This window comes from Chryseobacterium mulctrae (assembly GCF_006175945.1).
In the GTDB taxonomy this organism is placed as follows: domain Bacteria; phylum Bacteroidota; class Bacteroidia; order Flavobacteriales; family Weeksellaceae; genus Chryseobacterium; species Chryseobacterium mulctrae.
The window spans coordinates 3184861-3210967 of the sequence record NZ_VAJL01000001.1 but is presented as its reverse complement, the minus strand read 5'-3'; the positions used below and the strand labels follow the sequence as shown (position 1 = coordinate 3210967).

Annotated in this window: 25 protein-coding genes; 6 read left to right on the top strand and 19 right to left on the bottom strand. The window is 32.8% G+C overall.

Features of this window, described 5'->3' with window-relative positions; all coding sequences use genetic code 11:
- Window positions 1-151 precede the first annotated feature (151 nt).
- Both tyrS and FDY99_RS14770 read left to right on the top strand, forming a co-directional pair.
- Entirely contained in the window at window positions 152-1351 is a 1200-nt protein-coding gene (gene tyrS / locus FDY99_RS14775) for a tyrosine--tRNA ligase (protein WP_139422529.1), read from the top strand.
- A 39-nt stretch (window positions 1352-1390) separates the two neighbouring features.
- On the top strand, window positions 1391-2044 hold the full coding sequence (locus tag FDY99_RS14770) for a hypothetical protein (RefSeq protein ID WP_139422527.1): 654 nt from the start codon (window positions 1391-1393) through the stop codon (window positions 2042-2044).
- 12 nt (window positions 2045-2056) lie between these two features.
- Here the strand turns inward: FDY99_RS14770 and FDY99_RS14765 are convergent, their stop codons facing one another.
- The 9 genes from FDY99_RS14765 to panD all read right to left on the bottom strand — a co-directional run bounded on the left by FDY99_RS14765 (window position 2057) and on the right by panD (window position 11489).
- Window positions 2057-3565: a helix-hairpin-helix domain-containing protein gene (locus tag FDY99_RS14765; protein ID WP_139422524.1), complete on the bottom strand. Its 1509-nt coding sequence runs from the start codon at window positions 3563-3565 to the stop codon at window positions 2057-2059.
- A 13-nt stretch (window positions 3566-3578) separates the two neighbouring features.
- Complete coding sequence (locus FDY99_RS14760; protein WP_139422522.1) at window positions 3579-5132, bottom strand: restriction endonuclease subunit R; 1554 nt, start codon at window positions 5130-5132, stop codon at window positions 3579-3581.
- A gap of 51 nt (window positions 5133-5183) precedes the next feature.
- Complete coding sequence (locus FDY99_RS14755; RefSeq protein WP_139422520.1) at window positions 5184-6542, bottom strand: PP2C family serine/threonine-protein phosphatase; 1359 nt, start codon at window positions 6540-6542, stop codon at window positions 5184-5186.
- The gene (locus FDY99_RS14750; RefSeq protein ID WP_317129834.1) at window positions 6543-7589 is read right to left on the bottom strand and encodes a TerY-C metal binding domain-containing protein; all 1047 of its coding nucleotides are present in this window, start codon (window positions 7587-7589) and stop codon (window positions 6543-6545) included.
- Window positions 7590-7770: 181 nt separating this feature from the next.
- On the bottom strand, window positions 7771-8409 hold the full coding sequence (locus FDY99_RS14745) for a vWA domain-containing protein (RefSeq protein WP_139422518.1): 639 nt from the start codon (window positions 8407-8409) through the stop codon (window positions 7771-7773).
- Between the two features lie 121 nt (window positions 8410-8530).
- Window positions 8531-9196, bottom strand: a complete 666-nt coding sequence (locus tag FDY99_RS14740) for a TerD family protein (protein WP_139422516.1) — start codon at window positions 9194-9196, stop codon at window positions 8531-8533.
- A gap of 178 nt (window positions 9197-9374) precedes the next feature.
- A complete protein-coding gene (locus FDY99_RS14735) occupies window positions 9375-9950 on the bottom strand; it encodes a TerD family protein (RefSeq protein WP_102980898.1) in 576 nt (191 codons plus the stop codon).
- 171 nt (window positions 9951-10121) lie between these two features.
- Complete coding sequence (locus tag FDY99_RS14730; RefSeq protein WP_139422515.1) at window positions 10122-11135, bottom strand: lysylphosphatidylglycerol synthase transmembrane domain-containing protein; 1014 nt, start codon at window positions 11133-11135, stop codon at window positions 10122-10124.
- 3 nt (window positions 11136-11138) lie between these two features.
- The gene (gene panD, locus FDY99_RS14725) at window positions 11139-11489 is read right to left on the bottom strand and encodes an aspartate 1-decarboxylase (RefSeq protein WP_066679682.1); all 351 of its coding nucleotides are present in this window, start codon (window positions 11487-11489) and stop codon (window positions 11139-11141) included.
- Between the two features lie 399 nt (window positions 11490-11888).
- Here panD and FDY99_RS14720 point away from each other — a divergent pair, with 399 nt between their 5' ends.
- A complete protein-coding gene (locus FDY99_RS14720; RefSeq protein ID WP_074230015.1) occupies window positions 11889-12197 on the top strand; it encodes an HU family DNA-binding protein in 309 nt (102 codons plus the stop codon).
- Window positions 12198-12274: 77 nt separating this feature from the next.
- On the opposite strand, the gene pdxH is transcribed toward FDY99_RS14720, so the two are convergent.
- On the bottom strand, window positions 12275-12916 hold the full coding sequence (gene pdxH, locus FDY99_RS14715) for a pyridoxamine 5'-phosphate oxidase (protein WP_139422513.1): 642 nt from the start codon (window positions 12914-12916) through the stop codon (window positions 12275-12277).
- Between the two features lie 24 nt (window positions 12917-12940).
- Here pdxH and FDY99_RS14710 point away from each other — a divergent pair, with 24 nt between their 5' ends.
- Both FDY99_RS14710 and FDY99_RS14705 read left to right on the top strand, forming a co-directional pair.
- Complete coding sequence (locus FDY99_RS14710) at window positions 12941-13489, top strand: YqgE/AlgH family protein (protein ID WP_139422511.1); 549 nt, start codon at window positions 12941-12943, stop codon at window positions 13487-13489.
- Window positions 13490-13596: 107 nt separating this feature from the next.
- Window positions 13597-14178: an N-acetylmuramoyl-L-alanine amidase family protein gene (locus FDY99_RS14705; protein WP_139422509.1), complete on the top strand. Its 582-nt coding sequence runs from the start codon at window positions 13597-13599 to the stop codon at window positions 14176-14178.
- Window positions 14179-14256: 78 nt separating this feature from the next.
- Here FDY99_RS14705 and FDY99_RS14700 read toward each other — a convergent pair whose 3' ends face one another.
- The 9 genes from FDY99_RS14700 to FDY99_RS14660 all read right to left on the bottom strand — a co-directional run bounded on the left by FDY99_RS14700 (window position 14257) and on the right by FDY99_RS14660 (window position 25178).
- Window positions 14257-15066 (bottom strand): aminotransferase class IV, encoded by an 810-nt coding sequence (locus FDY99_RS14700; RefSeq protein WP_139422507.1) that lies wholly within the window; start codon window positions 15064-15066, stop codon window positions 14257-14259.
- Window positions 15067-15146: 80 nt separating this feature from the next.
- Entirely contained in the window at window positions 15147-15533 is a 387-nt protein-coding gene (locus tag FDY99_RS14695; RefSeq protein WP_066675814.1) for an START-like domain-containing protein, read from the bottom strand.
- 182 nt (window positions 15534-15715) lie between these two features.
- Window positions 15716-16900: an aspartate aminotransferase family protein gene (locus tag FDY99_RS14690; protein ID WP_139423828.1), complete on the bottom strand. Its 1185-nt coding sequence runs from the start codon at window positions 16898-16900 to the stop codon at window positions 15716-15718.
- 279 nt (window positions 16901-17179) lie between these two features.
- Window positions 17180-18925, bottom strand: coding sequence for an OstA-like protein (locus tag FDY99_RS14685; RefSeq protein WP_139422505.1), 1746 nt, complete (start codon window positions 18923-18925; stop codon window positions 17180-17182).
- A gap of 3 nt (window positions 18926-18928) precedes the next feature.
- A complete protein-coding gene (locus FDY99_RS14680) occupies window positions 18929-19402 on the bottom strand; it encodes a Fur family transcriptional regulator (protein ID WP_047399628.1) in 474 nt (157 codons plus the stop codon).
- A gap of 75 nt (window positions 19403-19477) precedes the next feature.
- On the bottom strand, window positions 19478-21469 hold the full coding sequence (locus tag FDY99_RS14675) for a KUP/HAK/KT family potassium transporter (RefSeq protein WP_139422503.1): 1992 nt from the start codon (window positions 21467-21469) through the stop codon (window positions 19478-19480).
- A 124-nt stretch (window positions 21470-21593) separates the two neighbouring features.
- Window positions 21594-22574 carry a pyruvate dehydrogenase complex E1 component subunit beta gene (locus FDY99_RS14670; protein ID WP_074230022.1) on the bottom strand — a complete coding sequence of 327 codons (981 nt, stop codon included), beginning with the start codon at window positions 22572-22574 and terminating at the stop codon, window positions 21594-21596.
- 110 nt (window positions 22575-22684) lie between these two features.
- Window positions 22685-23104 carry a DUF2147 domain-containing protein gene (locus tag FDY99_RS14665; RefSeq protein ID WP_066675806.1) on the bottom strand — a complete coding sequence of 140 codons (420 nt, stop codon included), beginning with the start codon at window positions 23102-23104 and terminating at the stop codon, window positions 22685-22687.
- A 145-nt stretch (window positions 23105-23249) separates the two neighbouring features.
- Window positions 23250-25178 (bottom strand): LTA synthase family protein, encoded by a 1929-nt coding sequence (locus FDY99_RS14660; RefSeq protein WP_139422501.1) that lies wholly within the window; start codon window positions 25176-25178, stop codon window positions 23250-23252.
- Between the two features lie 214 nt (window positions 25179-25392).
- Here FDY99_RS14660 and FDY99_RS14655 point away from each other — a divergent pair, with 214 nt between their 5' ends.
- Complete coding sequence (locus FDY99_RS14655) at window positions 25393-26106, top strand: CDP-alcohol phosphatidyltransferase family protein (protein WP_139422499.1); 714 nt, start codon at window positions 25393-25395, stop codon at window positions 26104-26106.
- The last annotated feature ends 1 nt before the right edge of the window (window position 26107 follow it).

The window sequence follows — 26107 nt, the reverse complement described above, 5'->3', positions numbered from 1 at the left end:
TTTTACGCTTACCGTTTTTCAGTACTTATTATTACCCGTTCTATCGTTCGGGAAGTATTTCTATACCTAAAATTCAATAAAATTTAAATTAAAAATATTGATGAGCCCGAACAGATTTGTTAGGGCTTTTTTATGCTTAAAATACAACAAAATGATACACACATTAAAAGAAAATGTAGAAATTATTCTACCAGAAAACGGTTTGGAACAGAAATTAAAACAAGCCAAAGAAGAAAACAGAAAACTCATCATCAAACTCGGTTTTGATCCCACTGCTCCGGATTTACATTTGGGACATGTTGTTGTTTTGAAAAAACTGAAACAGTTTCAAGATCAGGGACATCAAATCATCATCATTGTCGGAAGTTTTACGGCAAGAATCGGTGATCCGACCGGGAAAAACAAAGCTAGAAAACCATTAAGCAAAGAAGAAGTTCAGCATAATGCAGAAACATACATTAATCAGCTTTCAAAAGTAATTGATGTAGAAAAAACGAAAATTGTTTTTAATTCTGATTGGTTAGATTCTCTGAATTTTTCAGAAGTTATTCAGTTGATGTCAAAAGTTACAGTAGCTCAACTGATGCATAGAAATGACTTCAACAAAAGATTCACCGAAAACTCTCCAATTGCAATGCATGAATTGGTTTACCCAATTTTACAGGGATTTGATTCCGTAAAAATAGAATGTGATATTGAAATGGGCGGAACCGATCAGCTTTTTAATTGTACAATGGGAAGACAATTGCAGGAAGCTCATCACATATCACCACAAATTGTGATGTGCATGCCTTTATTAAAAGGACTTGATGGAAAAGAAAAAATGAGTAAATCTTTGAATAATATTATCGGATTAACAGACGAACCGAACGAAATGTTTGGAAAAACAATGTCGATTCCTGATTCTCTGATCAATGAATTTATTGATTTGACCACAGATTTTTCAGATGCAGAAAAGCAAAATTTGAAATTGAGAATTTCTGATGGTGAAAACCCAATGAACATTAAAAAAATCATTGCGAAAAATATTATTTCTCAATACCACAATGAAGAATCGGCTGAAATTGCTGAACAGTTTTTCATTAATCAGTTTCAAAACAAAAATTTTGAAGAGAAAGTATTTGAACCAATTTCTATTGAATCTTTATTTTCGAATCAATCAAAAATCAGCTTGATTGAGCTTTGTCATCATTTGAAAAATAACGAAAGTAAATCTTTCATAAGAAGATTAATTGAAAGCGGCGGAATTCAGATTAACAATATGAAAATCAATGATCCAAATGCAGAAATTAAGCTTTTAAAAGAGACAAAAATTAAGATTGGGAAAAGAGATTTTTTTGAATTGGTGTAAAAGATTTATATCTTTCAATATTATATTTAAATGATATTAATGAAAACTCAAATAATAGAAGTAATTAAAACTCAAAATTTCACAGATTTAATATCTGATGTAAACGAAATTATTTTAGATTCATTTTTAGAAGATGGTTTTGTGAAAGACCTTCCAATTTTTGGTTTATTTTTTAAAGGAAAGAACTTAGTATCAACAATTCAGGAAAAACTTTTTTATAAAAAGATATTCACTTTTTTAAAAGAACTAGAAAACACTTCTTCAACGGATAGAGAAAAAGAAACTGAAAAAATAGATAATAATCCAAACTATAAAACAAAGGTTGGCGAAAAATTATTATTTATAATTAATGAAAATGACGATTGCGAAAAAGCAAAATATGTTGGGATCTTGTTCAAAGAGTTTATCAATCAAAATTTGAATTATAATGATTTTATAAGATTATCACATTCGATCAATAAAACTAATATCATTGATTTAAATAATTTTATCAATGGTTCTATAACAAATTTACTAAAAGAAGAATATGAATATTATATTAACACAGGTTTAATAACCCAAGAATTTTATGATTCAATGGATAAAAAAAACATGATAGGAATACTTCCTCGTGGAGAATCTAAAATTGTTTACAAGAAATCATATATTGGAAAAAAGATAAGATATTTCTTAAAGTTAAAAGATCTCTTTTAGTGAAATAAAAATTTATTGATTCGCCATCGTCACATAAATAATTCTTCCGCCTTCTTCATTAGAAAGCAATATTTTTTTGCCTTCTGACAATTCAACCATTGAATTGGGCGGAATCTCTTTTTGTTCGGTTAAATCTTTCATAGAAGTCAAAGTCTGATTCACCAAAACCCATTTATCTTGATAAAAAGTAAAGTATCCGACTGGTTTTTTATCTTCGAAAGTCAGACTTTCATTGCGGATTATTTTTCTTGAAACGTGCCATTTGAATAAATATTGATTATGATAGACCATTAATCGATGATTTTCAGGCTTCCAAACCTCATCATCATATTTAAAATACAAATCGAGAACAGGCAAGCTTCCTTTGTGTGAAGTTCCACAGAACGGACATCTCGGAGTTTGGGTATTATCAAAAACATACCATTTCTCGTTACATTCAGGATTATGACAAGGCTGAATTAAATCTACTGTTTTCAGTAAAGCCGTTTCCCATTCATTTGCCAAAGGTCTTTTTATTGGATCATGAAGCCCGTCAATAAAAGCTTTTCTAAACAATTCAGACAAATAAGGTCCGGTAACGGTGTAAGGAATTTTATTCGGATCGCCCCAGAAAGCATCCCATTTTTTAAGATATTCAGTTCGCACTTTATTGGTCAAATCGGTTGGATGCTCTACGAAAAGAGCTTTTTCTCCCATTGATAATATCTCATCTTTTTCAGAATCCAGATCCCAGATTTTTCCGCCTCTCAAAGGATGGCGACGAAGAAGATACATATAAATAAGCACCGCCAGAGCATGAAGATCAGTTTTCTGATTCGGAAGCTGTCTTCCCGGATCATGCAGATGCAAATGTTTCGTTTTTAAAACCTCGGGAGCGATAAAATCTGCTGTTCCAATCACTTCAGGCGGAAACAATTTCGGAACAACCAATCCGTCAATATCAATAATACAGGCAGATTTCGTCACCGGATCAACCAAAATATTATTATAAGAAAGATCTGAATGCGCCAAACCCATCTGGTGCAATTTTTTAATTCCACGTGTGATGTTGATCGCAATCTGGAAATAACTTAACCAGTCTCCCAATTCAGATTTATCCAGACGAAGCGGATAATGCTGGTTTCTGAACATCGGAGCGGTGAACCACTTCCCCACTTTATCACTTCCTGCAATGTTATCTGAACCAAAATATCCTTTCGCAAAAAAAAATTTCTGACTGTAAACAGGAACAACAATTCCCGTTAAATTATTTTTCTGAACAATATCGTAAGGCCATCTGAAAACCTCATCTAAATAATAATCTGAAGCGTTTCCGTTTTGAATATTCACCAAATACGTAGAGACGATTCTTTTAATTCTTTCCTTTTGTTCGTTTTCTAAAGGTGTTCTGTAAAAAGCCACCACATATTTTCTGTCAGGTGAAAAATAAACATCTTTCACACCTCCTTTTACAGGGTTTTCATCTACGTATTCATATGATTTTGTAGTGTCTAAAATTGAGGAAACAGTGGTCGTTTTCATGAAATTCAGTAACTTAAAATTTATTTATTATTGCTCTCCCTATTAGTAATTTAAGAATTCTAAATACTTCTGCCTCATTAATGTTCAACCAATGCTTTTCAAAAATTGGTGTAAACCTATCAAACTGCCCGTTCTTCTCTTTATAAATTATTAATCTGTCTTTATCACAAATACCAAAAATAGAAGATTTCATAATTCTTGCATATGACAATGCTTGATTATAAGATTTAGTTTTTTCAATATTGGAACTCATATTAAATTTAGCTTCAATAACCAATGGAGAATTTTGAAAATACGTTTCTCCTTTTGGGAAAAATACAAAATCTGGAATTACTTTTTCTTTTCTTCCAGCCTTTTGTGATAGTTGTCTTACCCAATCATTCTCAGAATATCCTAACTTTTCCAATAATGGTATTAAAAGCTTATCCTCTACATCTTTTTCATTTCTTATGTTAACATCAAATTCTACATCGGGTTTATATAATTGTGGAAGAATAGAAATATCAAATCCTTTCTCAATTAATAATCTTTGTAGTTCTTTATAATCTTGTGGCGAAAAATGAACACCATTTACTCCTTGAAAATTTTTACGAGTAATTGGTAATAAAGAAAAATATGAGTCCGCTTTTAGTTCAGCCAAAGTTATCTTTGGAATGAGTATACCGTTTGTAGCTCTAGTTCTGCTATTATAATAATTAAAAGGTGTATAAACTCCGTCAATATCTGCTCTCCAAATTGATTGTATACAACTATGTGGTGAAAGTACATACATTACAATAATATCACCTCGCTTGGTATTTTCATTACAAGTCCAGACAGATTTCTCTCCTTGAATTGGGTTCTCTAGAAATATTTTATAATCCTCTTTACTCCCACCAGTCAACCAAATATTCGTAGGTTCTGGTAATTCATTTTGAGTTTGTTTAGCTTCTAATAGCAAAAATGCAAAATCATAAATACAAGCACAGGTTTCTTCAATTGTCAAATCATTTTCTTTAGAAAATTGTTTAATATTATTATTTAACTCATTATACAATAAAAGCCTTCCTTTTTTATCTGATTTTATAGGCAACTCGGGCATTTGAATATTTAATACATCAAGAATTTTTATAAAAACATCAAACTCTTCACTAAATAATATTGGAACAAAAAATAACTCACTGTAAAAATATAATATAAGTGATATTTCTGGTAATACTGAACAAAAGGATTTATAATCTTTTTGAAGAATAATAGGTTTTTGATTTTCTACTCTTACAAATTTTCCTGCATCATTCTCTTCAACATAAAAAATTTCAAGATTATCAATAAGATTTTTGAAGTATTCTGATGTATCATTATTATCAGTAAAAAGCAAATTATCAAATTCAATACTATTAATTATTAAGAAACAATTATCTATAAAATAATCTTCACTATCAACTCCTCCTAAGTACTGATTAAGCTTTTGAAAAATATTTTTTGTCTTTATTTCTAAATCATCTTTTCCAGTATCGAATGTAAATAAATCAATGGCTTCTTTTCCTTTTTCGGAATTCTTATATAAGTTCCAAATATTTTTATTCATTTACAATAATTGTAGTAATTAGTTAAAAAGTAATAAAAAGATTTAAAGAGACTAATAAATCACCGCCAAAGTACGATCATCATGATTTCCTTTGCTCCAGAAATCCATCCAGGAAAGCAATTGTTCATCAATGTTTTCATCGTTTTGAAAATCTACTTTCGCTTCATCATCATTTTTACCATTTAAATCTTCAAAAAAAACTTTCCAGCTTTCTATGTCTTCCAGTTTATTTTCGGTGATAAATTTCGGGTCGTAAATTCCATCCGTCATTAAAACCAATTTAGAAAAGTCTTTAGCATGCGTAATTTTGAAACGTGAAGAAATAGTGTCATCAAAAATTTCATTCATTGTGATAAAACGAGTTCCGCCCCCAAATTCGCCGACGTCCATTGTGTTCAGCAATTTTACCTCAGAAAAATCTTCATTAATCAGATTGATCGGACAGTCACCTACTCCAAAACTTAAAATAATATACCCATAATCAAACTTTTTAACCAAAGCAAAAATCAAAGTAGAATGTAAATCCTTTAGCATGACAAAATGTTCTTCTGCTTTATCTTTTAATGTTTTAAAAGTATCAGAAACTCCTTCGTAAAGAATTTTTATAATGTTTTGTTTCGCTTCAGAATTCTCATTCTCTAAATTGAAAATTTCATTGAGATGAATATCTAGCTTGGTTAAAACTTCTGTATTTTTAAAATAATCGTTGATTGATTGCGATGCCAGTTCAGAGCCATATCTTGCTAATTGTGCCGAACCAGCTCCATCAGAAACCGAAATAATACTCCAGGAATTAGGTAAATCATTTACCGCAAAATCATCATCTCTGAATTTTCCTTCATGCGCATGAGAACGACCTCTTTGCGAAGACACCACAATTTTTTTATCTGAAAAATTTCCTTTAAACTTTGCTTCATCTGATTTGTGAAAAGGCGCTTCTTTATCGGAAGGAATGTTTTTCCACAAATCTTTTGGATCTGCGTTGACGAAAAGCTGCGCTTTTTTAAATTCAGAGTTTTGCTCGTCTTGAATATGAAAAAATTCGATCTTTAAATCGTAAGTATCGCTTTCAAAAGGTATTCCTTTAATCTTGTTTTCTTCAAAGCTTAAACCCGCCAATTCCAGACCGGAAATGTCTTTAATTCTGATATTCGGAAACTGTTCCATCGGAAAAATAAATTCATATTTCTTCTTGGAATGTGCATTGGTAATCGGAAAAAATGCGTCGGCAAATTCTTCTCTTTCTTTATAAATCATTGCTTCCTGCATAATTTTGTTCTGAGCTTCAATAATCAGCTGTACATGAGTCTGAATTTCCGTTTGAGTCAACAGCTTTGAAACTACTTTATCCAATATTTTACGATCATGAATATCATGATTTTTCAAAATCTGCCTGATTATATTTTCCATTTAGCCTAAAGTTCGGTTGATGTCAAAACCTTCATTGCTGAATCCGTAATAATCTCCGGTTCCACACCATGGACATTCATTGTAACCTTCGCCTTTTAAACAATGAATTCCGCCACACGAACAGGTTGCCAAAGCAATCGGATTAGCACAATGCGGACAAGAAGGAGCACCGTGAAGTTCTTCCACCGAAATTTTCTGACTGCTTTTCTGCGCCGAAGAAAGTCGGTAATACGAAGCATCGTCTATTCTGTACGTTCCTTCCAGTCGGTAATATCGGGTTTGCATTCCTGCAATACCTGAATCGGTAAACGATTTTTTATATTTAATTAAGTACGATTTTTTTGACTCTGAACATTTTCCGTTCAGCACTACAAAATTATTATCGGGAAATCTTTGTTGAGCTTCGGGATCAACTTTTTCTAAAATACTGTGATCGATTTTAGATAAATTAATTCCTTCTTTATTGGCTTCCGTCACACTCTGGCTTGTCGTTTTAATAGAGTCTGTCACCCATTTGAAAAATTCTTTGTATGAATTTTCAGAATTGTTATTAAATAATAAAACGTTATCTGAAAGTGAGCCCAATAATTTATGATTGGTATTATCACCAATAGATATTGCAATCGTGTTTGATTTTCCGTGATAGTTTTTATTCCATTTTTCGATAGCGATTTGAGCGTCATCAGTAGGAACTCCGTCTGTAAAAAGAAAAACAAGAGGTTTCCAGTCACCTTTTCTATCGTAAGTGGTTTTTACAATATCTTTATCGATACAATCCATTACTTTAAAGAGACCTTTTGCCAAAGAAGTTCCACTTCCTACAGGGATTTTAGGCGGATAAAAAGAAATAATATCCTGCAACGGCGTAATCACTTCTGCTTCACCTGCAAAACCAACAACAGAAATCCAGACTGTTTCTAATGAATACGGATCTTTTTTCAGTTCTCTTACAATGGTTGAAATACCTTCCTGAACCTGATCAATCGGTTCACCAATCATCGATTCGGAAATATCTACCAAAAAATAAATGGGAAGTCTTCTCATCATTTTTAATTTTAGAAGATTTAAAATTTAACCATTAAGGTTCTATTAAGGATTTAAGAATATTAAGTTTTAGCTTCGCTCTTAGCAACTTGCTTTAAAAAAAGCTATTTGATTTTTCTTAATGAAACTTAACTTCTTAAATCATCTTAATGGTTTGATTTTTTATAATTTTTAGTGACAGATTTTAAATAATAATATTTAATTCTGATGGTGGTGGCGGAAGACTGATGCTTTCACCTGTTCCCTGAGATTTCCCACCCATTGTGATGGATGAACTTACCCATTTGAAAAATGAAGATAAGGTTGCAGCATCGGTTGTATCGAGTTTTACGACATTATCGGTCAATTCTTTCAGGAAACTTTCATCAGCTTTTGGACCTGCAGCACATCCTACAATCACCCCAAAATCCATATTTTTGATTATAGGAATCATCTGTCTGTATTTTTGAATATCTGAAGGTTTTCCGTCGGTAAAAATAAAAAGAAGCGGTTTCCAGTCACCTTTTACTTCTGTTGAACCTTTTATTAAATCCACCTGAAGCAGTGCAGAAACCAGTTCCAAAGCAGCTCCTGTATGAGTAGGACCACTATCGGGACACGTAATTTCCATCGGATGAAAACTTGCCAGATCAACCATCGGAATAATATTTTTTACTTCACGATCGAAAGTTGTGACACTTAAATACAATGTATCCATCGCTTGCGGATCTGAACGAAGCGCACTTATTAATCCGTTGAAACCATTGTTCAGCGCCTGAATGGGTTCACCATTCATCGAGCCGGAAGTATCCAGCAGAAAATACGCTAATAATCTTCTGTTCATTTTGCGACAGTATTATTTGAAAGATTTAATTAAAAATTTTAAAATCCATCAAAATTAAGTTCTCTTAAATATTAAAGAAAATCAATTTTGATGGAATATTTTTTATAAAAACTTTGATTAATTAGTAAGAATAGTTTTTAAGAATATCTACAAAACTATCGGTATGGTTGGGTTCTCCTAAAGCACGGAATTTCCAGTCACCATTGTGTCTGTAAGCTTCCGCAAAAACCATAGAACACATTCCGTTCATACTTGCGTCGCCCGAAAGACTGTATTTTGTAATTTCTTTTCCTCTTGCATCAACCGCACGGATAAATGCATTATCGATCATCCCGAAATGCTGGTTATTCTTTCTACCCATGTAAATCGTTACCACAAAAATAATTTTCTGATAACGCTCATCAAGCTGTTCTAATTTTACAATAATTTGTTCATCATCACCATCTCCGGCTCCGGTTCTGTTATCTCCTGTTAACCAAATATGTCCGCTTGGATGTTGCATTGAGTTGAAGTAAATAACGTCTCCCTGATAAAGTCCCATTTGCCTTCCGTCATTGGTCTGAACGGTTCTTCCTAAATTGGCAACTTTTCCGTTTCCATCAAGAAGAAATGCAACTGCATCTAAATCATACTCCGCTTCTTTGCTGAACATTTTTCCGAAAAAACCTCCCTGTTTACGAACATCCCATCCTAAACCAATTGTTACCTTAGACAGATCATAAACACTTTCTCCACGGTCGTTTTTTCTTAAATCAATAGTTTGACCTTTTTGTAAATTAATTGCCATTTTTAATATCTTTTTTGTGTTGTTTTAAATTTTATTTTGGTTTCTTTTTTTTTGTAGTATTTATTTTAACGCAAAAGGTGCAAAGATTTTTTCTCTACTAAATGTTTTTAAGGACGCAAAAGCGTTCTACTCAGCAAAGATTAAAAGTCTTGGATTTACGCTATTTAATTATGTTTTTTTATTTGATGATTTGACCTTTATAATATTTCTCTAAAAAGAAACCAAGATCTGCTCTGTAACCGATACCTGAAGCTTCAAATTTCCAGCTTCCGTTTCTTTTGTAAAGACGTCCGAATTCTACACCTGTTTCAATAGAAAAATCTTCATCAAGCTCATATTTTGCAATTTCCTGATGATTGTTATTATCCACAACTCTGATGTAAGAATTTCTTACCATTCCAAAGTTTTGCTTTCTTCTTTCAAAGTCTTCAATTGTTACCACAAACAGAATTTCTTCCACTCTTGGATCTACTTTTTCAAGATCAATAACAATTGCTTCATCATCGTCTCCATCGCTGCTTTTTCCATCGGGATCATCTCCTGTATGTTGTAAAGCTCCGTCTGGAGAATTTAAGTTATTATAAAAAACAAAATACTCGTCACCAACAAGCTTTCTGTCTGAATCAATCATAATTGCTGAAGCATCTAAATCGAATGCATGACCGGTACCTTCATTTGGATCCCATCCCAATCCGATTGTCATTTTTGTAAGTCCTAATTCTATTTTTTGACCTTTCTGTAAATTAATTGCCATAATCTATAAATATAATTTTTCCCTTAAGATAGATTTGATTTTTGAATTAACCAAATTAATGATAAAAAGTCATACAGTTTTAAAGTTTTTTTAATATTTGAAAAAAAAATTAAGCAAAAAAAAATCCTGCTTCAACTGAAACAGGATTTCTATATTTTAAAATGAATAAGATTATTTTTCTATTATATTATTACGTGCTTTTGCCAACATCGGAATAGAAATTAATCCCATCACCAACATAACGACAATCTGTAACGGAAGCGAGATAAATGAATACGTCAATCCCATTTCGCCACCAAACTCAGCACTTTTGCCCATCGCAAGGAATAATGCCATAAAACCGTACTTCATTGCCAAATTAAAGGCTCCAATTCCGCCACTTGCAGGAATTATCATTCCTAAAGTTCCTACAACAATGATGAAAAATCCGTCAGCAAAAGTAAAATCTGAAGTTTCAGGTAATGCAAAACATACCAAATACGCTACAAAGTAATAAGAGATCCAGATTCCTAATGTATATATAATGAACTTTCCTTTTTCTTTCAGTTTGAAAATCGAGGTAAGACCTTGAATAATACCATCAATAAAACCAATAATTTTGCCCAGAACAGGAACGTTAACAAATTTATTTTTAAAAACAAAAAATAAAACGCCTGCAACAGCCAATCCTGCAACAACTAAAAGTATTTTATTTGGATTAACATTTATCCCTGAATTTTTATAAAAAGCCAGTATTGCTTCATATTTAAAGATTAGGGTCAATCCTAAAAATCCAAACATACAAATCAAATCGACTACTCTTTCCAGAATAATTGTTCCAAAAGATTTATCAACAGGAACTTTTTCAACACCATATAAAGCAGTTGCTCTTGCCACTTCACCACTTCTCGGAATGGTCAAATTCATCAAATAACCAAAAGACAGAGACCAAAGCGCATTTGAGCTTGAGATTTTATGTCCCATCGGTTCCAACAATAAATTCCATCGAATTGCTCTGAACCAATAAGCTAAAAGTGCAAACACAGCGGCAAAAGCAACCCAAAGGTAATTGGCTTTCGCTAAAGATTTCTGAATGACTTTAAAGTCTAATCCTCTCAACGCTAACCACAAAAAAAAGCCTGCAAAAGCAAGCGAAATTACTATGGTTAAAAAAGATTTTAAAGTTTTATTAGATTTTTTCTCCATATTTTAGGTAAGAAGATTGGTTTTTTCGTCCGGGAAAACGATTTTCGGCTGAAACTCCTGAGCTTCTTCTGGTGTCATCTGTGCATAAGCAATAATGATGATGATGTCATCACGTTGTACTTTTCTTGCAGCAGGACCGTTCAGACATACTTCGCCAGATTTTCTTTTTCCTTTGATTACGTACGTATCAAAACGTTCTCCGTTGTTGACATTGACGATATAAACTCTTTCTCCCACTACCAAACCTGCAGCTTCGATAAGATCTTCGTCAATGGTAATACTTCCAATATAATTAAGGTCTGAAGCCGTAACTCTTACCCTGTGAATTTTAGATTTGAATACTTCTATTAACATGTTGCAAATTTATTAATAATATTTAATAAAATCATTTTAAAATGAAAATTACAACTATCATAAATTGAGGCAATTATTTTTATTCCAACTAAAATATCAACAGTTATTTTATAAACTTAACAATCATATCAGCAAAAAAATCAATACTTGATATTAAATTAGGAATTTAATAAATTAAAAAATAAATAATATAAATATAGCAAAGTCAATGTACATAAGTAGTTGGCACGATTTTAGTACCTCGAAACGTAGATTTTTCGCAAAAACCCAAATTGTCAAATTTTGATTGATTTTAAGAAATTGTAAAAAAAATCAATAAGTTTTTACAAAAAATTTGCACAATTTGAAAATTGTTTTAAATTTGCTTTTATAACTAACTAACTTTTAATATTAAAAATTATGAACAAGTCTGAATTAATCGACGCAATCGCAAAAGACGCAGGTATCACTAAAGTTGCTGCAAAAGCTGCATTAGAATCATTTATTTCTAATGTAACTACTACACTAAAGACAAAAGAAGGAAAAGTTTCTTTGGTAGGTTTCGGTACTTTCTCAGTATCTGAAAGAGCAGCAAGACAAGGTATTAACCCTGCAACTAAAAAACCTATTAACATCGAAGCAAAAACAGTTGCTAAATTTAAGGCTGGTGCAGATTTATCTGCTGCTGTTGCTACAGCAAATGTTCCTGCTGGTAAAAAGAAAAAATAATCTTCTGATTATAAAAAAGAAAACCTCATCATCTGATGGGGTTTTTTTATTGCTAAATAAAGTTGTTATTTTAAAAACTAAGGCGCCAATCTAGAAATCTTCCAATCAAGATCTTCTAATGTATAGATAATTCTATCATGCAATCTATTGGGTCTTCCCTGCCAAAATTCTATTTCGTAAGGCTTTGCGATATAACCGCCCCAGTTTTCTGGTCTGGGAACTTCTTTATTTTCATATTCCTGCTCTAAGACTTTTAATTTTTCTTCTAAAAACATTCTGTTGGGAATTTCCTGACTTTGAGGTGAAACTGCTGCACCGAGCTGACTTCCTTTCGGTCTTGAATGAAAATAACCATCACTTAAATTCGTTGCAATTTTTTCAAGATTTGCTTTGATAATTATCTGTCTTTCTAAACCCGGCCAAAAGAAGTGAAGACAGGCTTTATGTGTTTTTTCGATAGCTTTTCCTTTTCTGCTGTCGTAGTTGGTATAAAAAATAAAACCTTCGTAAGTATATTCTTTCAGTAAAACCATTCTCGTGCGCGGACAACCATCTTCTTCCAACGTAGAAACAGCCATTGCATTAGCCTCAGAAACGGAAGGATTTTCAGAAGCATTTAAGAACCAATCTCTGAATTGCTCAATAGGATTCTCTTTAATCTCAGTTTCAATAAGTTGAGATTTTTCGTAGATTTTTCTTTTATCGTGGAGGTTTTCCATAAATAATTTTTATTAAATTTGAGTATGAATTACTCATACAAAGGTAAAATATTAATTTCCACACCCGATATTTCCGGCGATATTTTTTCAAGATCGGTCGTGCTGATTATAGATCATTCCGAAAGTGGAGCATTCGGTTTGATACTGAATAAGAAAAATAGCAAAATGAGTAATCGTTTCAAAAACTTCTTTGATTTTGAAATTGAAGTTTACGACGGCGGTCCGGTAGAAAATGATAAAGTCTTCTTTATCATTAAAGGAAAAAAAGTAACTGAGAATTTTACCGAAATTAATGATGACTATTATCTTACAGAAGATATTGAACTTATCATCAATGCTGTTTTACAGAATGAAATCAGTATTCAGGATGTAAAAATATTTTCAGGATATTCGGGATGGTCTCCATCACAGCTGGAAAATGAAGTTCTACAGAAAGTCTGGACGGTTGTAGATGTTTATAATCTGGATTATACCCTTCCCAATGATCATACTTTGTGGAAATCTATTATGCAGAATCTTGGCGGTGAATATCTTTTGTGGGCAAATGCTCCGGAAGATATTTCGTTAAACTAGTCATTACTTCACATTGAAGCGATTTAAAATTTAACAAATTTTTAAGCTTTCTTTACATAATTTTTAAGATACTTTTCACGTTATTTGATAACCTAAAACAATGAACTATGAAAGCATTAAAATTACTGGTTGTATCATTCGCATCTGCCGCAATGCTTTCTTTCTCAACCGAAACCAAAAAGATTATTGTAATAGATGCAGGACACGGCGGAAATGATTTCGGAGCCAACATCAATGGTGTGTCAGAAAAAGATATGGTTTTGAGTATCGCTCAACAAATTAAAAAAGCAAGCGATAAAGACGGAAAATATGATGTTATCTTAACAAGAAGTGATGATACTTATGCAACTCTTGCAGAACGTACCGAGCAAATCAATAAACTGAATCCCGAAATGGTTATTTCGCTTCATATTAACAGAACTCCTGAAGCAAACACCAACAAAAGCGGTCACGAAATTTTCATTCAGAATAATCAAGAATCTAAAAATTTAGCTGAAAAATTATCGAAAAAATTAGGAGAATGCAACATTAAAGAACAAAATCTGCATATCCTGAGAAATTCAAAATCACCTGCAGTTTTGGTAGAATTAGGCTATATCAACAATACTAAAGAAAGAGAATACATGAACAGCAGCCACGGGCAAAGAGAAATTGCTCAGAAATTTGCTGATTTCATCAACGAAAAATAATAAAGAATACAGTTTCTGATCTCAATCAGAATAAAACCCGGTAAAGGACTTTAATGTTGTTTACCGGGTTTGTCAATTTTAGAAACTATTTCTCCAGCTTTCTACCAATTCGGTAAAACGAGCGCTTTCAAAAGTTTTATTTCTAATTTTCTTTACAGAAAAGATCCCTTTTTCATCTGAAATTAATAGAATTTCTTCCGCTTTTTGAGATTCAAAAGCAATAATTTCATGTTCCTGCGTATCGGAAAGATTATTTTTATGCAAAAAGGTCACAAAGTTCTCCAATAAAGGCGAAATATATGCTCCTTCTGACTGTTTTGGTATCTTGATAACATTTCCTTCCAAGAAAAGAAGATTTCCAGTTGTAGAACGGGCAATACGTTTGTTTGGATTTAATAAGATCACATCATCCAAGTCATTTTCCTGGGCGTAAATTCCTCCATAAATGTTTTCAGGGCAATGAACTCTGATGTTACTCAAAAGGTTATTATTTACATTGATTTCTTTAATTAAATCTAATTCTAAAGGTCTTTGATGAATAGAAAGTACATCATCCATTTCATCTACTTCAAAATAATAAGAAACCGTCGATTTAGATAAAATAACTCCGTCTGAATTTCTGAATACCAAGAAATTGATAATTCCGTTTTGAACACCTTCTCCTTCGATCACTTTTGTATTAAAAAGATTCTGAAAAAACTCCAGCGTATAAGTAAGAGGAATATTCATTCTCATTTTTCTCATGGAAGCCATTAAAAAGAAATAGCATTCTTCATCCATGATTAATTTTGAATTTCTAATAAAAAAAGAAACTTTCACAGCATCTCCCGAAAGAAACGCACGGTTTTTCAATTCAAGTTCTTCAGATGTAAAATAGGTATTTTTCAAAATTTAATTCTTTTATAAAAAAATAATGAACGATAAATCGTTCATCAGTTTTGTTCATTTAAAACAGTCCTACTTAAGAATTAAGCAGCACCTAATTTTATTCTAAGGTTTTCGATAAGATTTTCCCAGTACATTGCATTTTCCTCTTCATCACCTTCTTCACAAAAATCTGTAATATTTAAAGCTAGATCTTCTGTAATATCATCAATTGTGATGGTCATTTCGAAGAAATTTTTCGTCCCTTCGTCTTCTTCCCATCTGTAACGTACGAAACCTTCAGGCTTATATCTGATTAAAGTCGCCTTTTCAGCAGGACCTCCACCCCAACTGAAAAAGAAATCATCACCTTTCTCTACTACCTCATCCGCAAACCATTCAGACAATCCCTCAGCAGTTGCCAAATATTCGTACAAAATCTCTGAAAGACAGTGCATTGGGAATTCGTAATGGACTTTATGTTTCGCCATATAACTTATTTTTAACGTCACGCAATATATAAATTAATTTTTTCATTACGCAAAATTATATTTAAATTTTTATGATTTTTGTCAGAAATATTCTTATTGCTTCAAAACGAAGTTTAACAGCCAATTCCGAAATAAAACTGCATCAAAAAATCTTATGCAAAAGCAACCTTCTGCGCACAGCTTTATATAGGGTTTTCCTCGTTTAAAACGTCAAGAATAATCTTACATCCTTCTGTAATTTCTTCTTTAGAAATTGTTAGCGGTGGAGAAATTCTCAGGTATTCATTTCGGTATAACTGCCAGAAAACAATAAGACCTTTTTCCATACATTTTTTAGCAACATTGAGTGTAAATTCCGGAGTTCCAAGATTTACCGCAAGCATCAAACCTTTCCCGTTGATATTTTTAATTTTAGGATGAACCAAAAGTTCTCTGTACAGTTTTTCTTTTTCATCCACTTCATTCATCAAACCACTTTCTAAAACTTCTTTTAAAGTTGCATGAGAAGCTGCAGCAATCAAAGGATTTCCTCCAAAAGTTGTGATGTGCCCTAATTTCGGAGAGTGAGAAAGCGTTTCCATAATCTTTTTCGAACTCATAAAGGCTCCGACCGGAACTCCACCTCCCATTCCTTTTCCCATCACCAAAATATCAGGAACGATACCGAAATGCTCAAAAGAAAAAAGTTTCCCTGTTCTACCAAAACCTGGCTGGATTTCATCAAGAATCAATAAAGCTCCAACTTCTTCACATCTCTTTTTTAGTTTAATTAAATAATCATTATTTGGAACTAAAAATCCTGCTGCTCCCTGAATAGTTTCAAGAATTACGCAAGCTGTTTTTTCTGTGATTTTATCGAAATCATTTTCATTATTAAACTCAATAAAAGAAACCATTGGTAACAAAGGACGAAATTCTCTTTTGTGACCTTCATGTCCTGAAACGCTTAATGCTCCGTGCGTATTACCATGATAAGAGTTTTTGAAAGAAACAATTTCTTCTCTACCCGTATATCTTTTTGCCAGTTTTAAACTTCCGTCAATTGCTTCCGCACCGCTGTTGACCAAGTAAGTAATTTCTAAAGGATCCGGAGTTGCTTCAGCTAATAATCTACACAATTCAACAGGTTTTTCCTGAGCATATTCGCCATAAACCATCACATGAAGATATCTATCAGCCTGCTCTTTAATCGCATTTACTACTTTCGGATGCGAATGCCCCAAAGTATTGGCAGAAACTCCCGCTACGAAATCGAGATATTTTCTTCCGTCTTTTCCAAAAATATAGCTTCCTTCTGCTTTTTCCACTTCAAAACCTGCTGCAAATTGTGTCGTTTGAGCCTGATATTTAAAAAAATCGTTTTGCATTTCCATTGTATGAAAAATTTTAGGCAAAGCTAAAAAACATTCATCAGATGTAGAAATTTCATACATGATTATTACCCGTATTTGTACAAATTTCAACTTAGGGGTCTAAGTTACTAAAATTACACGTCTAACTTCTTCGATTAAGACGTGTAATTTAATTATGTTGTGCGTCTAATTAAGATTAAGCCTTGTCAAGGTTTAGAACCTTGACAAGGCTCTCCAAATAAAACAAATATTTACAAAGAAAAAAGACCAGCTTTACAACTGGTCTTTCATTTATTATTTTCTTACCCTTTTAGGTTTTTTAGCTTCTTCTTTAGCTCTTTCTTTTTCCGCTGCTTCCTGTACTTTATTGTAAAGAGCATCGTTGGGTTCGTATTTTATCTCTTCATAATTTGGTGAGTCAACGAGAATATCCTGCCATTTCCGTATTCGGTCTTTGGTATTCCAGTTGAAATCTTCAAATTTTTTCTGCTCCGGAGAAATCTGACTCATCGGATACGTTTTTGCTGCCGCTCCGATACTGCATGAAATAATCTGAACCTGACGCTGATCAAACAATGCACTGATAATTCCGCATATTGATACATTAACCCCGATTCTTTCGTTAACCTTTGTTTTCTTATTAAATTCATCGGCATACGTTATTGCTTCAGCATTTCCGATTACTTTAATTTCTTTGATATCCGGACCTTCGTAATACACCGTCATTAATTTTCCTTTCACCTGATGAAATTCATCTAACAGATTTAATGAATCTACTTTAGCAATCGCAAAACCGTTTCCTATTACTTTTAAAGAGTCGATATTTTCAGTTTCAGTATTAAAATAAGCTTCTACTTTATCACCGGTCACCTGTTTTTCGCCGCTCCATAAAATAGGATTAGTGTACATGTGCATAATTCCATCTGTTTCGTTGAAAGCAATAGAATCTGCTCTTCCCTGTGCATTTGATTTATAAATTCTTGCTTTTTTGAAAGCCCTCAAATAACTTTTCTTTTTGGTAATATCTGCAGTATCCGGTTTTTGATAAGACAGAATTTTTTCAGACGAAAAATAAAGCGAATCTTTTTCAAAAATCTTCACCGCATAAGGCTCTTTAGTCATCATTGACGAGTCTTTCTTTTCATAAATCTCACCATAACCACCTTTAATGTATCTTTTCTCTAAAGGATCATCAAGCGTAACATTTCCCGTAGCTTTACCGAAACCAGTGAGTTGATTATAATACATCTCATCTCCGGTAAGAATCTTGTCATTATAATAAATCCTCGAGTTTTTTGTAAGAAAAGACTCTTTGGTATTCATATTATGAGTTCCTTTATCGGTAATAATTCTGTTCTTCGGATTTTTATTATTAGTAATTACGGTATAACCGTTAATGGTAACAATATTGGTATTCTGATTCTGAACCACATTATCGCCTTCCAAAGTATAATCTTTATCTACAATTTTAACTCTTCCTGTAAGATCAATCGTACGTGTCGTCAGAAAATAAGTGGCAGTTTTTGCGTAGGTTGTGCTTTTACCGTCATTGATAGTTCCACCTGTATTAAAATAAGCCTGATTAGAAACCCTGTCGTAATACATGGTTTCAGTTTTAATAATCGTTCCTTTAGGATCGGTTAAGACCACATTTTTTCGGGCAACACCTTTTTGAGTATTTCCGTCGTACTCCATTTCTGATGATGTAATGATTGAGCCATCAGAGTTTTGAAGTCTTGTATTTCCGATTGCTTTTACAAAGTTTTCGGCTTCATACATCACCACTTCATCGGCGCTTAAAATAGAGCCTTGATGATCGATGACAACATTTCCCTTTAAATATTGATTACCATCATATTTGGCAGGATCTTTAATAATTTCATCAGCATGAATAATCTTCACCTTTTGTCCGGGCTTACTTTTCTGTGGCTGATTTTTTACAGGACTTTGTAAATAAGGGTCTCGTTGCGCAGGTTTCGGTGTAACCTGAGCCAAAGTAAACGAGGAAATAAATAGGAATAGAAAAAGAACCAGTCTCATTGATTAATCATTCTTAGTGCCATAAAAATACAGCGAATGAGAATCAATTTTTACGCCAAAAGCTCCTTCTATTGCTTCTTTAATCCCTTGAATTCTAGGATCACAGAACTCGATGATTTCTTCAATTTCTTTGTCTGAATCTTTTTTGTAAATCACCAAATGATCGTGCTGCTTATCAAAATAAGATTTCTCGTAAGAAGATGAAGTCAATGTTTTTTCACCAAACTGGTGCTTACGAATTAAGCCTGCATCAAGGAAAATCTCGATGGTATTGTAAATCGTAGCTTTAGAAACATGATATTTTTTCTGCATCATCAGAAGATACAAATCATCTACATTAAAGTGATGATCCATATTATAGATCTCTTCTAAGATGGTATATCGTTCAGGCGTGTTACGAAAACCTTTTTCAAGTAAATAATTTCGTAAAACGTCTTTTATTAAAGCTATATTTTTTTCTTTTTGTAAAGTATCCATTAAAAAATTTATCTTACAAATTTATTGATTTTTATTTAAATCAATATCATGCATTTAAGCTCTGTAATGCAAGTATTAAAAATTAGATCTTCTAAATTCTGCCTGTTGAATTTTACTGCTTGAGATCGTTTCTTCCGTTAATGGCGCCGATTCTACGACAACATTGTGCGAAGTAACACCCCAAGATTTGAAGTCATCGCTACCGATATATTTAACAAAATTATAAATATTTAACGTTATTTTTTGTTTTACCGTTAAAAGAATATCGTTGATATAGGTGTTATCTATGATTACATACTTTAAATCTGGCGGAACATTATGCGCTCTCAAAGAGGGATGGCTGCTTCGTGATGGAATTGTTCCGTCTGCCATTAAATCCTTTAAAACCATATTGAAATAATCATTGATTCTACGGTCTACCTTAAATCCTAAAAGGAAATTTACTTTATAAATCGTTCCCGGCAAAATTTCATCTATGCTGTATTTAAATGTGTAAGGATCTTCTTGGTTGACAATACTCAGAATAAAATAATGATCTGCTCTTTTAGGCTGTTTTTTAATAATGGAATAAATAATTTTCGATTCTATTTCATCATTTCGCTTCGCGCGGCTCAGATACGCAAGATTGGTACAATATTTTGGTATTGTTTCATCCAATTTCATGTCTTTGATGATAGAAACATATTTATCGATCTTCACATAGCTCGTGAAATTGGCTTTTAATAATCTTCCGTTGTACCAAGCGTACATACAAACTGCAATGAAACCTCCAAGAACCATTGTTAACCAACCGCCGTCGAAAAACTTAATTACATTCGCATAGAAGAATCCAGATTCAAGGAAAAGATAAATGGCTACAAAACCAAAAAGGAAGAATTTATTTAATCTTGTACGGCTTAACCAATATGTTAATAAGATTGTGGTCATCAACATCGTTATGGTAATTGTTAAACCATAGGCTGCTTCCATGTGCTCTGATTTCTGGAAGAAAATAACGACGATAAAACAGAAAAACATCAATCCCCAATTGATTCTTGGGATATACATTTGTCCTTTTACTCCTGAAGGATATTCGATATGCTGATTAGGCCAGAATGAAATTGACATCGCCTCAGAAAACATTGTAAATGAACCTGTAATTACTGCCTGACTTGCAATAATTGCTGCTAAAGTTGCCAAAATTACTCCCGGTAAAACGGCCCATTCCGGCATAATTCCGAAGAAAGGATTGACTCCTGAGAAAACTTTTTCATAGTTATCTAACAACCAAGCTCCTTGTCCTAAATAATTAAGGATCAACATCAATTTAACAAAGATCCAGCTTACACGGATATTTTTCGCTCCGCAATGTCCTAGATCTGAATATAATGCTTCCGCTCCGGTTGTACATAAAAACACTGCACCCATGATTACAATTGCACTTGGCGAATGGGTAATCAGGTTATACGCATACATTGGGTTGAATGCTTTTAAAATTTCGATATGATCAAAAATATGCATTGATCCGAAACCTCCCAAAACCAAAAACCACGTCACCATGATAGGTCCGAAGAATTTTCCGATAGAAGCCGTTCCGAATTGCTGTACAACGAAAACGATAAAGAGAATAAATAGGGTAATAAAAACAACCGGTGTTTCTGGATTGTAGATTTTAAGTCCCTCAATTGCAGACATTACCGTAAGAGAAGGCGTAATCACACTATCGGCAACCAAGGTTGATGCACCAATGATGGCGACGACGTAGAGCCATTTCTTTTTTAGTTTTTTAACTAAAGAATATAAAGCTAAAATTCCACCTTCACCGCGGTTATCTGCTTTAAGAGCGATAATCACATATTTAAGAGTTGTCTGAAGTGTTAAAGTCCAGATAATACAAGAAAGCGCACCTTCAATATAAGTGTCGAAAGGCATCGTTGAGCCATCTTTCCTTGCATTGACAATTGCCTTCATTACGTAAAGCGGTGATGTACCAATGTCTCCGAAAACAATCCCTAGAGAAACGATAACTCCCACAAATGAAAGCTTTTTAAGGTCTATATGATGACCTCCTTCTGTAACTTCTGCCATGTCAGCTTATTATTTTTAAAAGCGCAAATTTATATTAAATTTATCAGCCACCGTCACATTAGTCATGCATTGTATAAATGAAAAAACTTCCTTTCGGAAGTTTTTTTCTATAATCGCACAATAATTATTTCACGTACATTGCTTTTTTGATTTCCTCTTTCACTTTTTCAAGTTTAGGGAACCATTCTGCAAATAACGCAGATGAATAAGGAGCAGGCGCATCAGGAGTAGTAATTCTCTTGATTGGCGCATCCAAATAATCAAATGCTTTTTGCTGTACCATATAAGTAATCTCTGAAGATACAGAACCAAATGGCCAAGCTTCTTCTAAAATTACCAATCTGTTTGTTTTCTTTACTGAAGTTAATACCGTATCGAAATCTAAAGGACGAACTGTTCTTAAATCGATAACTTCTACAGAAATACCTTCTTTAGCCATATCTTCAGCCGCCTGAAGAGCCAATTTCATGATTTTTCCGAAAGAAACTAAAGTAACATCAGTACCTTCTCTTTTAATATCAGCTTTTCCTATTGGTAAGTAATATTCTTCTTCAGGAATTTCCATTTTGTCTCCGTACATCTGTTCAGATTCCATGAAAATTACCGGATCGTTATCCTGAATTGCAGTTTTTAATAATCCTTTCGCATCATAAGGGTTTGAAGGAACTACTACTTTAAGACCCGGAACGTTTGCGAACCAGTTTTCAAAAGCCTGAGAGTGTGTTGCTCCCAACTGACCTGCAGAAGCTGTAGGACCACGGAAAACAATCGGGCAGTTCCACTGACCACCACTCATCTGACGGATTTTTGCTGCGTTGTTGATAATCTGATCGATCCCAACAAGAGCAAAGTTGAATGTCATATATTCTACAATTGGTCTGTTACCATTCATTGCAGCGCCTACAGCAATTCCTGTAAAACCAAGTTCTGCGATAGGTGTATCGATTACGCGCTTAGCACCAAACTCATCCAACATTCCTTTAGAAGCTTTGTATGCACCATTATATTCTGCAACCTCTTCTCCCATTAGAAAAATGGATTCGTCTTTACGCATTTCCTCACTCATTGCCTGCGCAATCACTTCACGAAAAGTATGTTCTGCCATATTTATTTGAAAAATTTAGAGTACAAAAATAGTGTTTTTTTATTATTTACATAACAAAAAAGACAACTCATTGCTGAGTTGCCTTAATATTTAATATTATTTTAAACTGATTAGTTTACTTTCTGCCAAACCTGTGTTCTTCCTAAAATAGAAACGCCCATATATCCTCTTACATTTAGCTTATCTCCGCTTTTGGTGATGGTACATTTGTAAGTTTTACCTGTTTTAGGATCTGTAATGGTACCTCCTGTAAACTCATCGCCATCTTTTGCCAAACCTCTGATGATTTCCAATCCTAAAATTGGCTTCCCTTTTCTGTCATCTTTACAGCTTGTACAGTTAGGATCTGCTGGTTTAATCAATAACTGAGATACTTTTCCGTAATATTTACCGTCAGATTTTTTGTAGATTTCTACGATAGATTTTGCCTGTTTTGTTTCATCATCTATGGTTTTCCATTTTCCTTCGATTTGTGCAAAAGACATCACACTGAACAGTGAAAGTACAAATGTTGCTAATAATTTTTTCATATTATAGAGTTTAATTTAAATTATAGATTCTTAAATTCTTAATTAGTTAAAAATAGACATAAATTTTAAACGCACAAACATTTTTATTATCCTTTGCATATATAACAACAGAAAGAGCATTTTTTAAAATTAAACAAATAAAAAATTAATTCAATTTTCTATTGATTACGCGGCTCATATAATCCTGATACCATGCTTTTGCCATTTGTTTTCCTTTTTCGGTTTCCGGAGATTTTATTTTATCATTCAGATTGTTTTGAAAACCTAAATCGCTTTTATCATAAATTCCGATAATATTTTTACCATCGAATCTGTAAATATAATTTCCATAGATAAACTGCTCCGAAGTTCCGTCTGAGTTTACAATCAAAGGCTGGTATTTTTTTTCACTTACCAAACTTCTACCCCAACTTCTTATTTTTTTATTGTATCCGATTAAATCTGCCAAAGTAGGATAAATATCAATTTGCTGTGCCAATTCATCATTCACTCCTTTTAATTGATATTCAGGATTTGGAGAATAAAAAATCAACGGCACCGCAAAACGGTTCATCGCTTTTTCGTATTCAGAATAATACACCTGATTGGTGTGATCTCCTGTAAAGACAAAAATGGTATTTTTAAACCAAGGCTGTTTTTTAGCAGTTTCAAAATATTCTTTAATCGCATAATCGGTGTATTGCATCGGTTCATGCATTTCAATGTTCCCTTTTTTAAATTTCCCGTTATATTTTGCAGGAATTTTAAACGGATGGTGTGAAGATGCTGTAAAAACGGTTGCCATAAAAGGGGTCGACTTCCCTACATTTTTAGCAAAATACTGTAAAAACGGTTCATCCCAGATTGCCCACATTCCATCAAAATCTTCATTGTGATTGTATTCGTCTTTTCCGAAATAATGTTTAAAACCAAGAATATTTCCAAAACCTAAAAATCCCATTGAACCATTCGGAGCACCGTGGTAAAATGATGTATCGTACCCCATATCATTACAAACCGAAACAATCGACTGAATTTTCTGATTAGAATAAGGCGAGCTCGTAAAAGCATCCATCAAGCTCGGAATTCCCGCCAAAATACTGCTCATCCCATGAATTGATTGCCTTCCGTTGGCAAAAGTATTAGGGAAAATAAGACTTTCATTTGCCAAACTGTCTATAAATGGTGTGTAAGAAACATAATCTTTAATGTTTTTATCTTTATTAAAAGCTCCGGAATATTCTCTACCGAAAGATTCCACAATAAAAATCACAATGTTTGGTTTATCCTGAACCTGTCTGTCGTATGTTTTATAGGTATTGATATTTTCATCAATAAATTTCTGATCGACAAAATGAACTTCCTTAAAATTATTGGTTCCCATGGTTCTGAAAAACGAAAAAGTAGAGTTCAAAACCAAATTTCCCTGAAGCGGAGTTTTTACAAATTTATTCGCATCAACCAAATTAATTGGTCTTGTGCTGTGTTTGAAATCTCCTCTGATTCCGCCAACAATTAATACCGCAGAAATACACAAAGTCACCACAGACCAAATAAAGTAAGGAATGAGCTTTACAGGTTTTTTATAATTGATTTTAAATCTTTTATACAGAAAAACCCATGCAGCCATTAAAAACACAAACCAAATAATAACAAATGGATGCTCTATAATAGAAGCAGTGAATACTTTTAAAATATTCGTCTCATGTTTTGCTACCTGAAAAGCTGCAGAAGTAAGCCTTGCCTGAGAAAATTTATAGTAAATAAAATCCCCGAAATTCATTGCATACGCAATTCCGTTGGTGATAAAATAAAGCCAGATCATAAATTTTTGATATCCGCTTTTTGTATTGATGACAATAGGAATTAAACTTAAAAAAATAAACAAAGCATTCACATACAAAATCGCTGTAAGATCAAAAGCAATCCCGTGATAAGCCAAGCTCAGATAATCTACAATGCTGTCTACTTTTATTAAATCTTTATTGAAAAACCAAAACAAAAGTCTCGCAATCTGATAAAAAACAAAAGCCAAGAAAATCCTGTAACATAGAACGAGGATTTCTTCTTTTCTGAATTCTTTGAAAAATTTCATTTTTAAATAGTATTGTTTTTAAAAGTCGATTATTTATCGGTTGCAAAATTACATTAAATTCATATGTAGATATTTATTTTTTTTAAAGGTCATATGCAATCGCTAATATATACTGACTTATCTATCACTGTTAGTTATAGCGATTTCATAGAATTGTAATTTTTAGTTGACATTAATTAAGGTTAAAATTTTTAAAAAATGTAATTTTGCTTCTATGAATTTCATTAAGAACAATCTGGCAAACGCCATTACACTGGGCAATCTTTTTTCGGGTTGCGTTGGTGCTGTACATTTGATTTTAGGTGATTACCAAACGACAGCAATCTGCATTATTTTGTCTTTGGTTTTAGATTTTTTCGATGGTTTTGTGGCAAGAGCATTAAAAGCCAATTCGAATTTGGGAACCCAGCTAGATTCTTTGGCAGATATGGTAAGTTTCGGTTTTATCCCGGGATTGACGATGTTTAAAATGCTGGAACCTTTCGGAAATGAACTTTTTGGATTACAGCTTCCTTTTGAAATTAAATACTTCGGGTTTTTAATTACGCTTTTCTCTTGTTTGAGATTAGCAATTTTTAACCTTGACGAAGAACAGAAATATTATTTTAAAGGTTTAAATACTCCTTCAAATACAATTTTAGTTTTTGGATTATTTTATGCTTTCAAAGAAATCCAAAGCTTTAGTTTCCTTCTTGAAAATGTATTGTTTTTATTGATCTTCACTGTAATTTCTTCTTGGATCCTTATCAGTCCGATTAAAATGATTGCCATGAAATTCAAATCGATGAAACTACAAGATAATTATCCGAAATTAACTTTATTAATTGGCTCAATTCTTATTTTAGCGATATTTAAAATTGTCGGAATCCCGATGGTTATTCTTTATTATATTTTTATTTCAATTATATTTCAAAAACAGCTGAATTAAG

Bases quoted from the DNA above. Each gene is read 5' to 3' on its own strand.
- tyrS (WP_139422529.1), top strand. From the start codon at position 152: ATGATACACACATTAAAAGAAAATGTAGAAATTATTCTACCAGAAAAC.
- FDY99_RS14770 (WP_139422527.1), top strand. From the start codon at position 1,391: ATGAAAACTCAAATAATAGAAGTAATTAAAACTCAAAATTTCACAGAT.
- FDY99_RS14765 (WP_139422524.1), bottom strand. From the start codon at position 3,565: ATGAAAACGACCACTGTTTCCTCAATTTTAGACACTACAAAATCATAT.
- FDY99_RS14760 (WP_139422522.1), bottom strand. From the start codon at position 5,132: ATGAATAAAAATATTTGGAACTTATATAAGAATTCCGAAAAAGGAAAA.
- FDY99_RS14755 (WP_139422520.1), bottom strand. From the start codon at position 6,542: ATGGAAAATATAATCAGGCAGATTTTGAAAAATCATGATATTCATGAT.
- FDY99_RS14750 (WP_317129834.1), bottom strand. From the start codon at position 7,589: ATGATGAGAAGACTTCCCATTTATTTTTTGGTAGATATTTCCGAATCG.
- FDY99_RS14745 (WP_139422518.1), bottom strand. From the start codon at position 8,409: ATGAACAGAAGATTATTAGCGTATTTTCTGCTGGATACTTCCGGCTCG.
- FDY99_RS14740 (WP_139422516.1), bottom strand. From the start codon at position 9,196: ATGGCAATTAATTTACAAAAAGGTCAAACTATTGATTTAAGAAAAAAC.
- FDY99_RS14735 (WP_102980898.1), bottom strand. From the start codon at position 9,950: ATGGCAATTAATTTACAGAAAGGTCAAAAAATAGAATTAGGACTTACA.
- FDY99_RS14730 (WP_139422515.1), bottom strand. From the start codon at position 11,135: ATGGAGAAAAAATCTAATAAAACTTTAAAATCTTTTTTAACCATAGTA.
- panD (WP_066679682.1), bottom strand. From the start codon at position 11,489: ATGTTAATAGAAGTATTCAAATCTAAAATTCACAGGGTAAGAGTTACG.
- FDY99_RS14720 (WP_074230015.1), top strand. From the start codon at position 11,889: ATGAACAAGTCTGAATTAATCGACGCAATCGCAAAAGACGCAGGTATC.
- pdxH (WP_139422513.1), bottom strand. From the start codon at position 12,916: ATGGAAAACCTCCACGATAAAAGAAAAATCTACGAAAAATCTCAACTT.
- FDY99_RS14710 (WP_139422511.1), top strand. From the start codon at position 12,941: ATGAATTACTCATACAAAGGTAAAATATTAATTTCCACACCCGATATT.
- FDY99_RS14705 (WP_139422509.1), top strand. From the start codon at position 13,597: ATGAAAGCATTAAAATTACTGGTTGTATCATTCGCATCTGCCGCAATG.
- FDY99_RS14695 (WP_066675814.1), bottom strand. From the start codon at position 15,533: ATGGCGAAACATAAAGTCCATTACGAATTCCCAATGCACTGTCTTTCA.
- FDY99_RS14690 (WP_139423828.1), bottom strand. From the start codon at position 16,900: ATGCAAAACGATTTTTTTAAATATCAGGCTCAAACGACACAATTTGCA.
- FDY99_RS14685 (WP_139422505.1), bottom strand. From the start codon at position 18,925: ATGAGACTGGTTCTTTTTCTATTCCTATTTATTTCCTCGTTTACTTTG.
- FDY99_RS14680 (WP_047399628.1), bottom strand. From the start codon at position 19,402: ATGGATACTTTACAAAAAGAAAAAAATATAGCTTTAATAAAAGACGTT.
- FDY99_RS14675 (WP_139422503.1), bottom strand. From the start codon at position 21,469: ATGGCAGAAGTTACAGAAGGAGGTCATCATATAGACCTTAAAAAGCTT.
- FDY99_RS14670 (WP_074230022.1), bottom strand. From the start codon at position 22,574: ATGGCAGAACATACTTTTCGTGAAGTGATTGCGCAGGCAATGAGTGAG.
- FDY99_RS14665 (WP_066675806.1), bottom strand. From the start codon at position 23,104: ATGAAAAAATTATTAGCAACATTTGTACTTTCACTGTTCAGTGTGATG.
- FDY99_RS14660 (WP_139422501.1), bottom strand. From the start codon at position 25,178: ATGAAATTTTTCAAAGAATTCAGAAAAGAAGAAATCCTCGTTCTATGT.
- FDY99_RS14655 (WP_139422499.1), top strand. From the start codon at position 25,393: ATGAATTTCATTAAGAACAATCTGGCAAACGCCATTACACTGGGCAAT.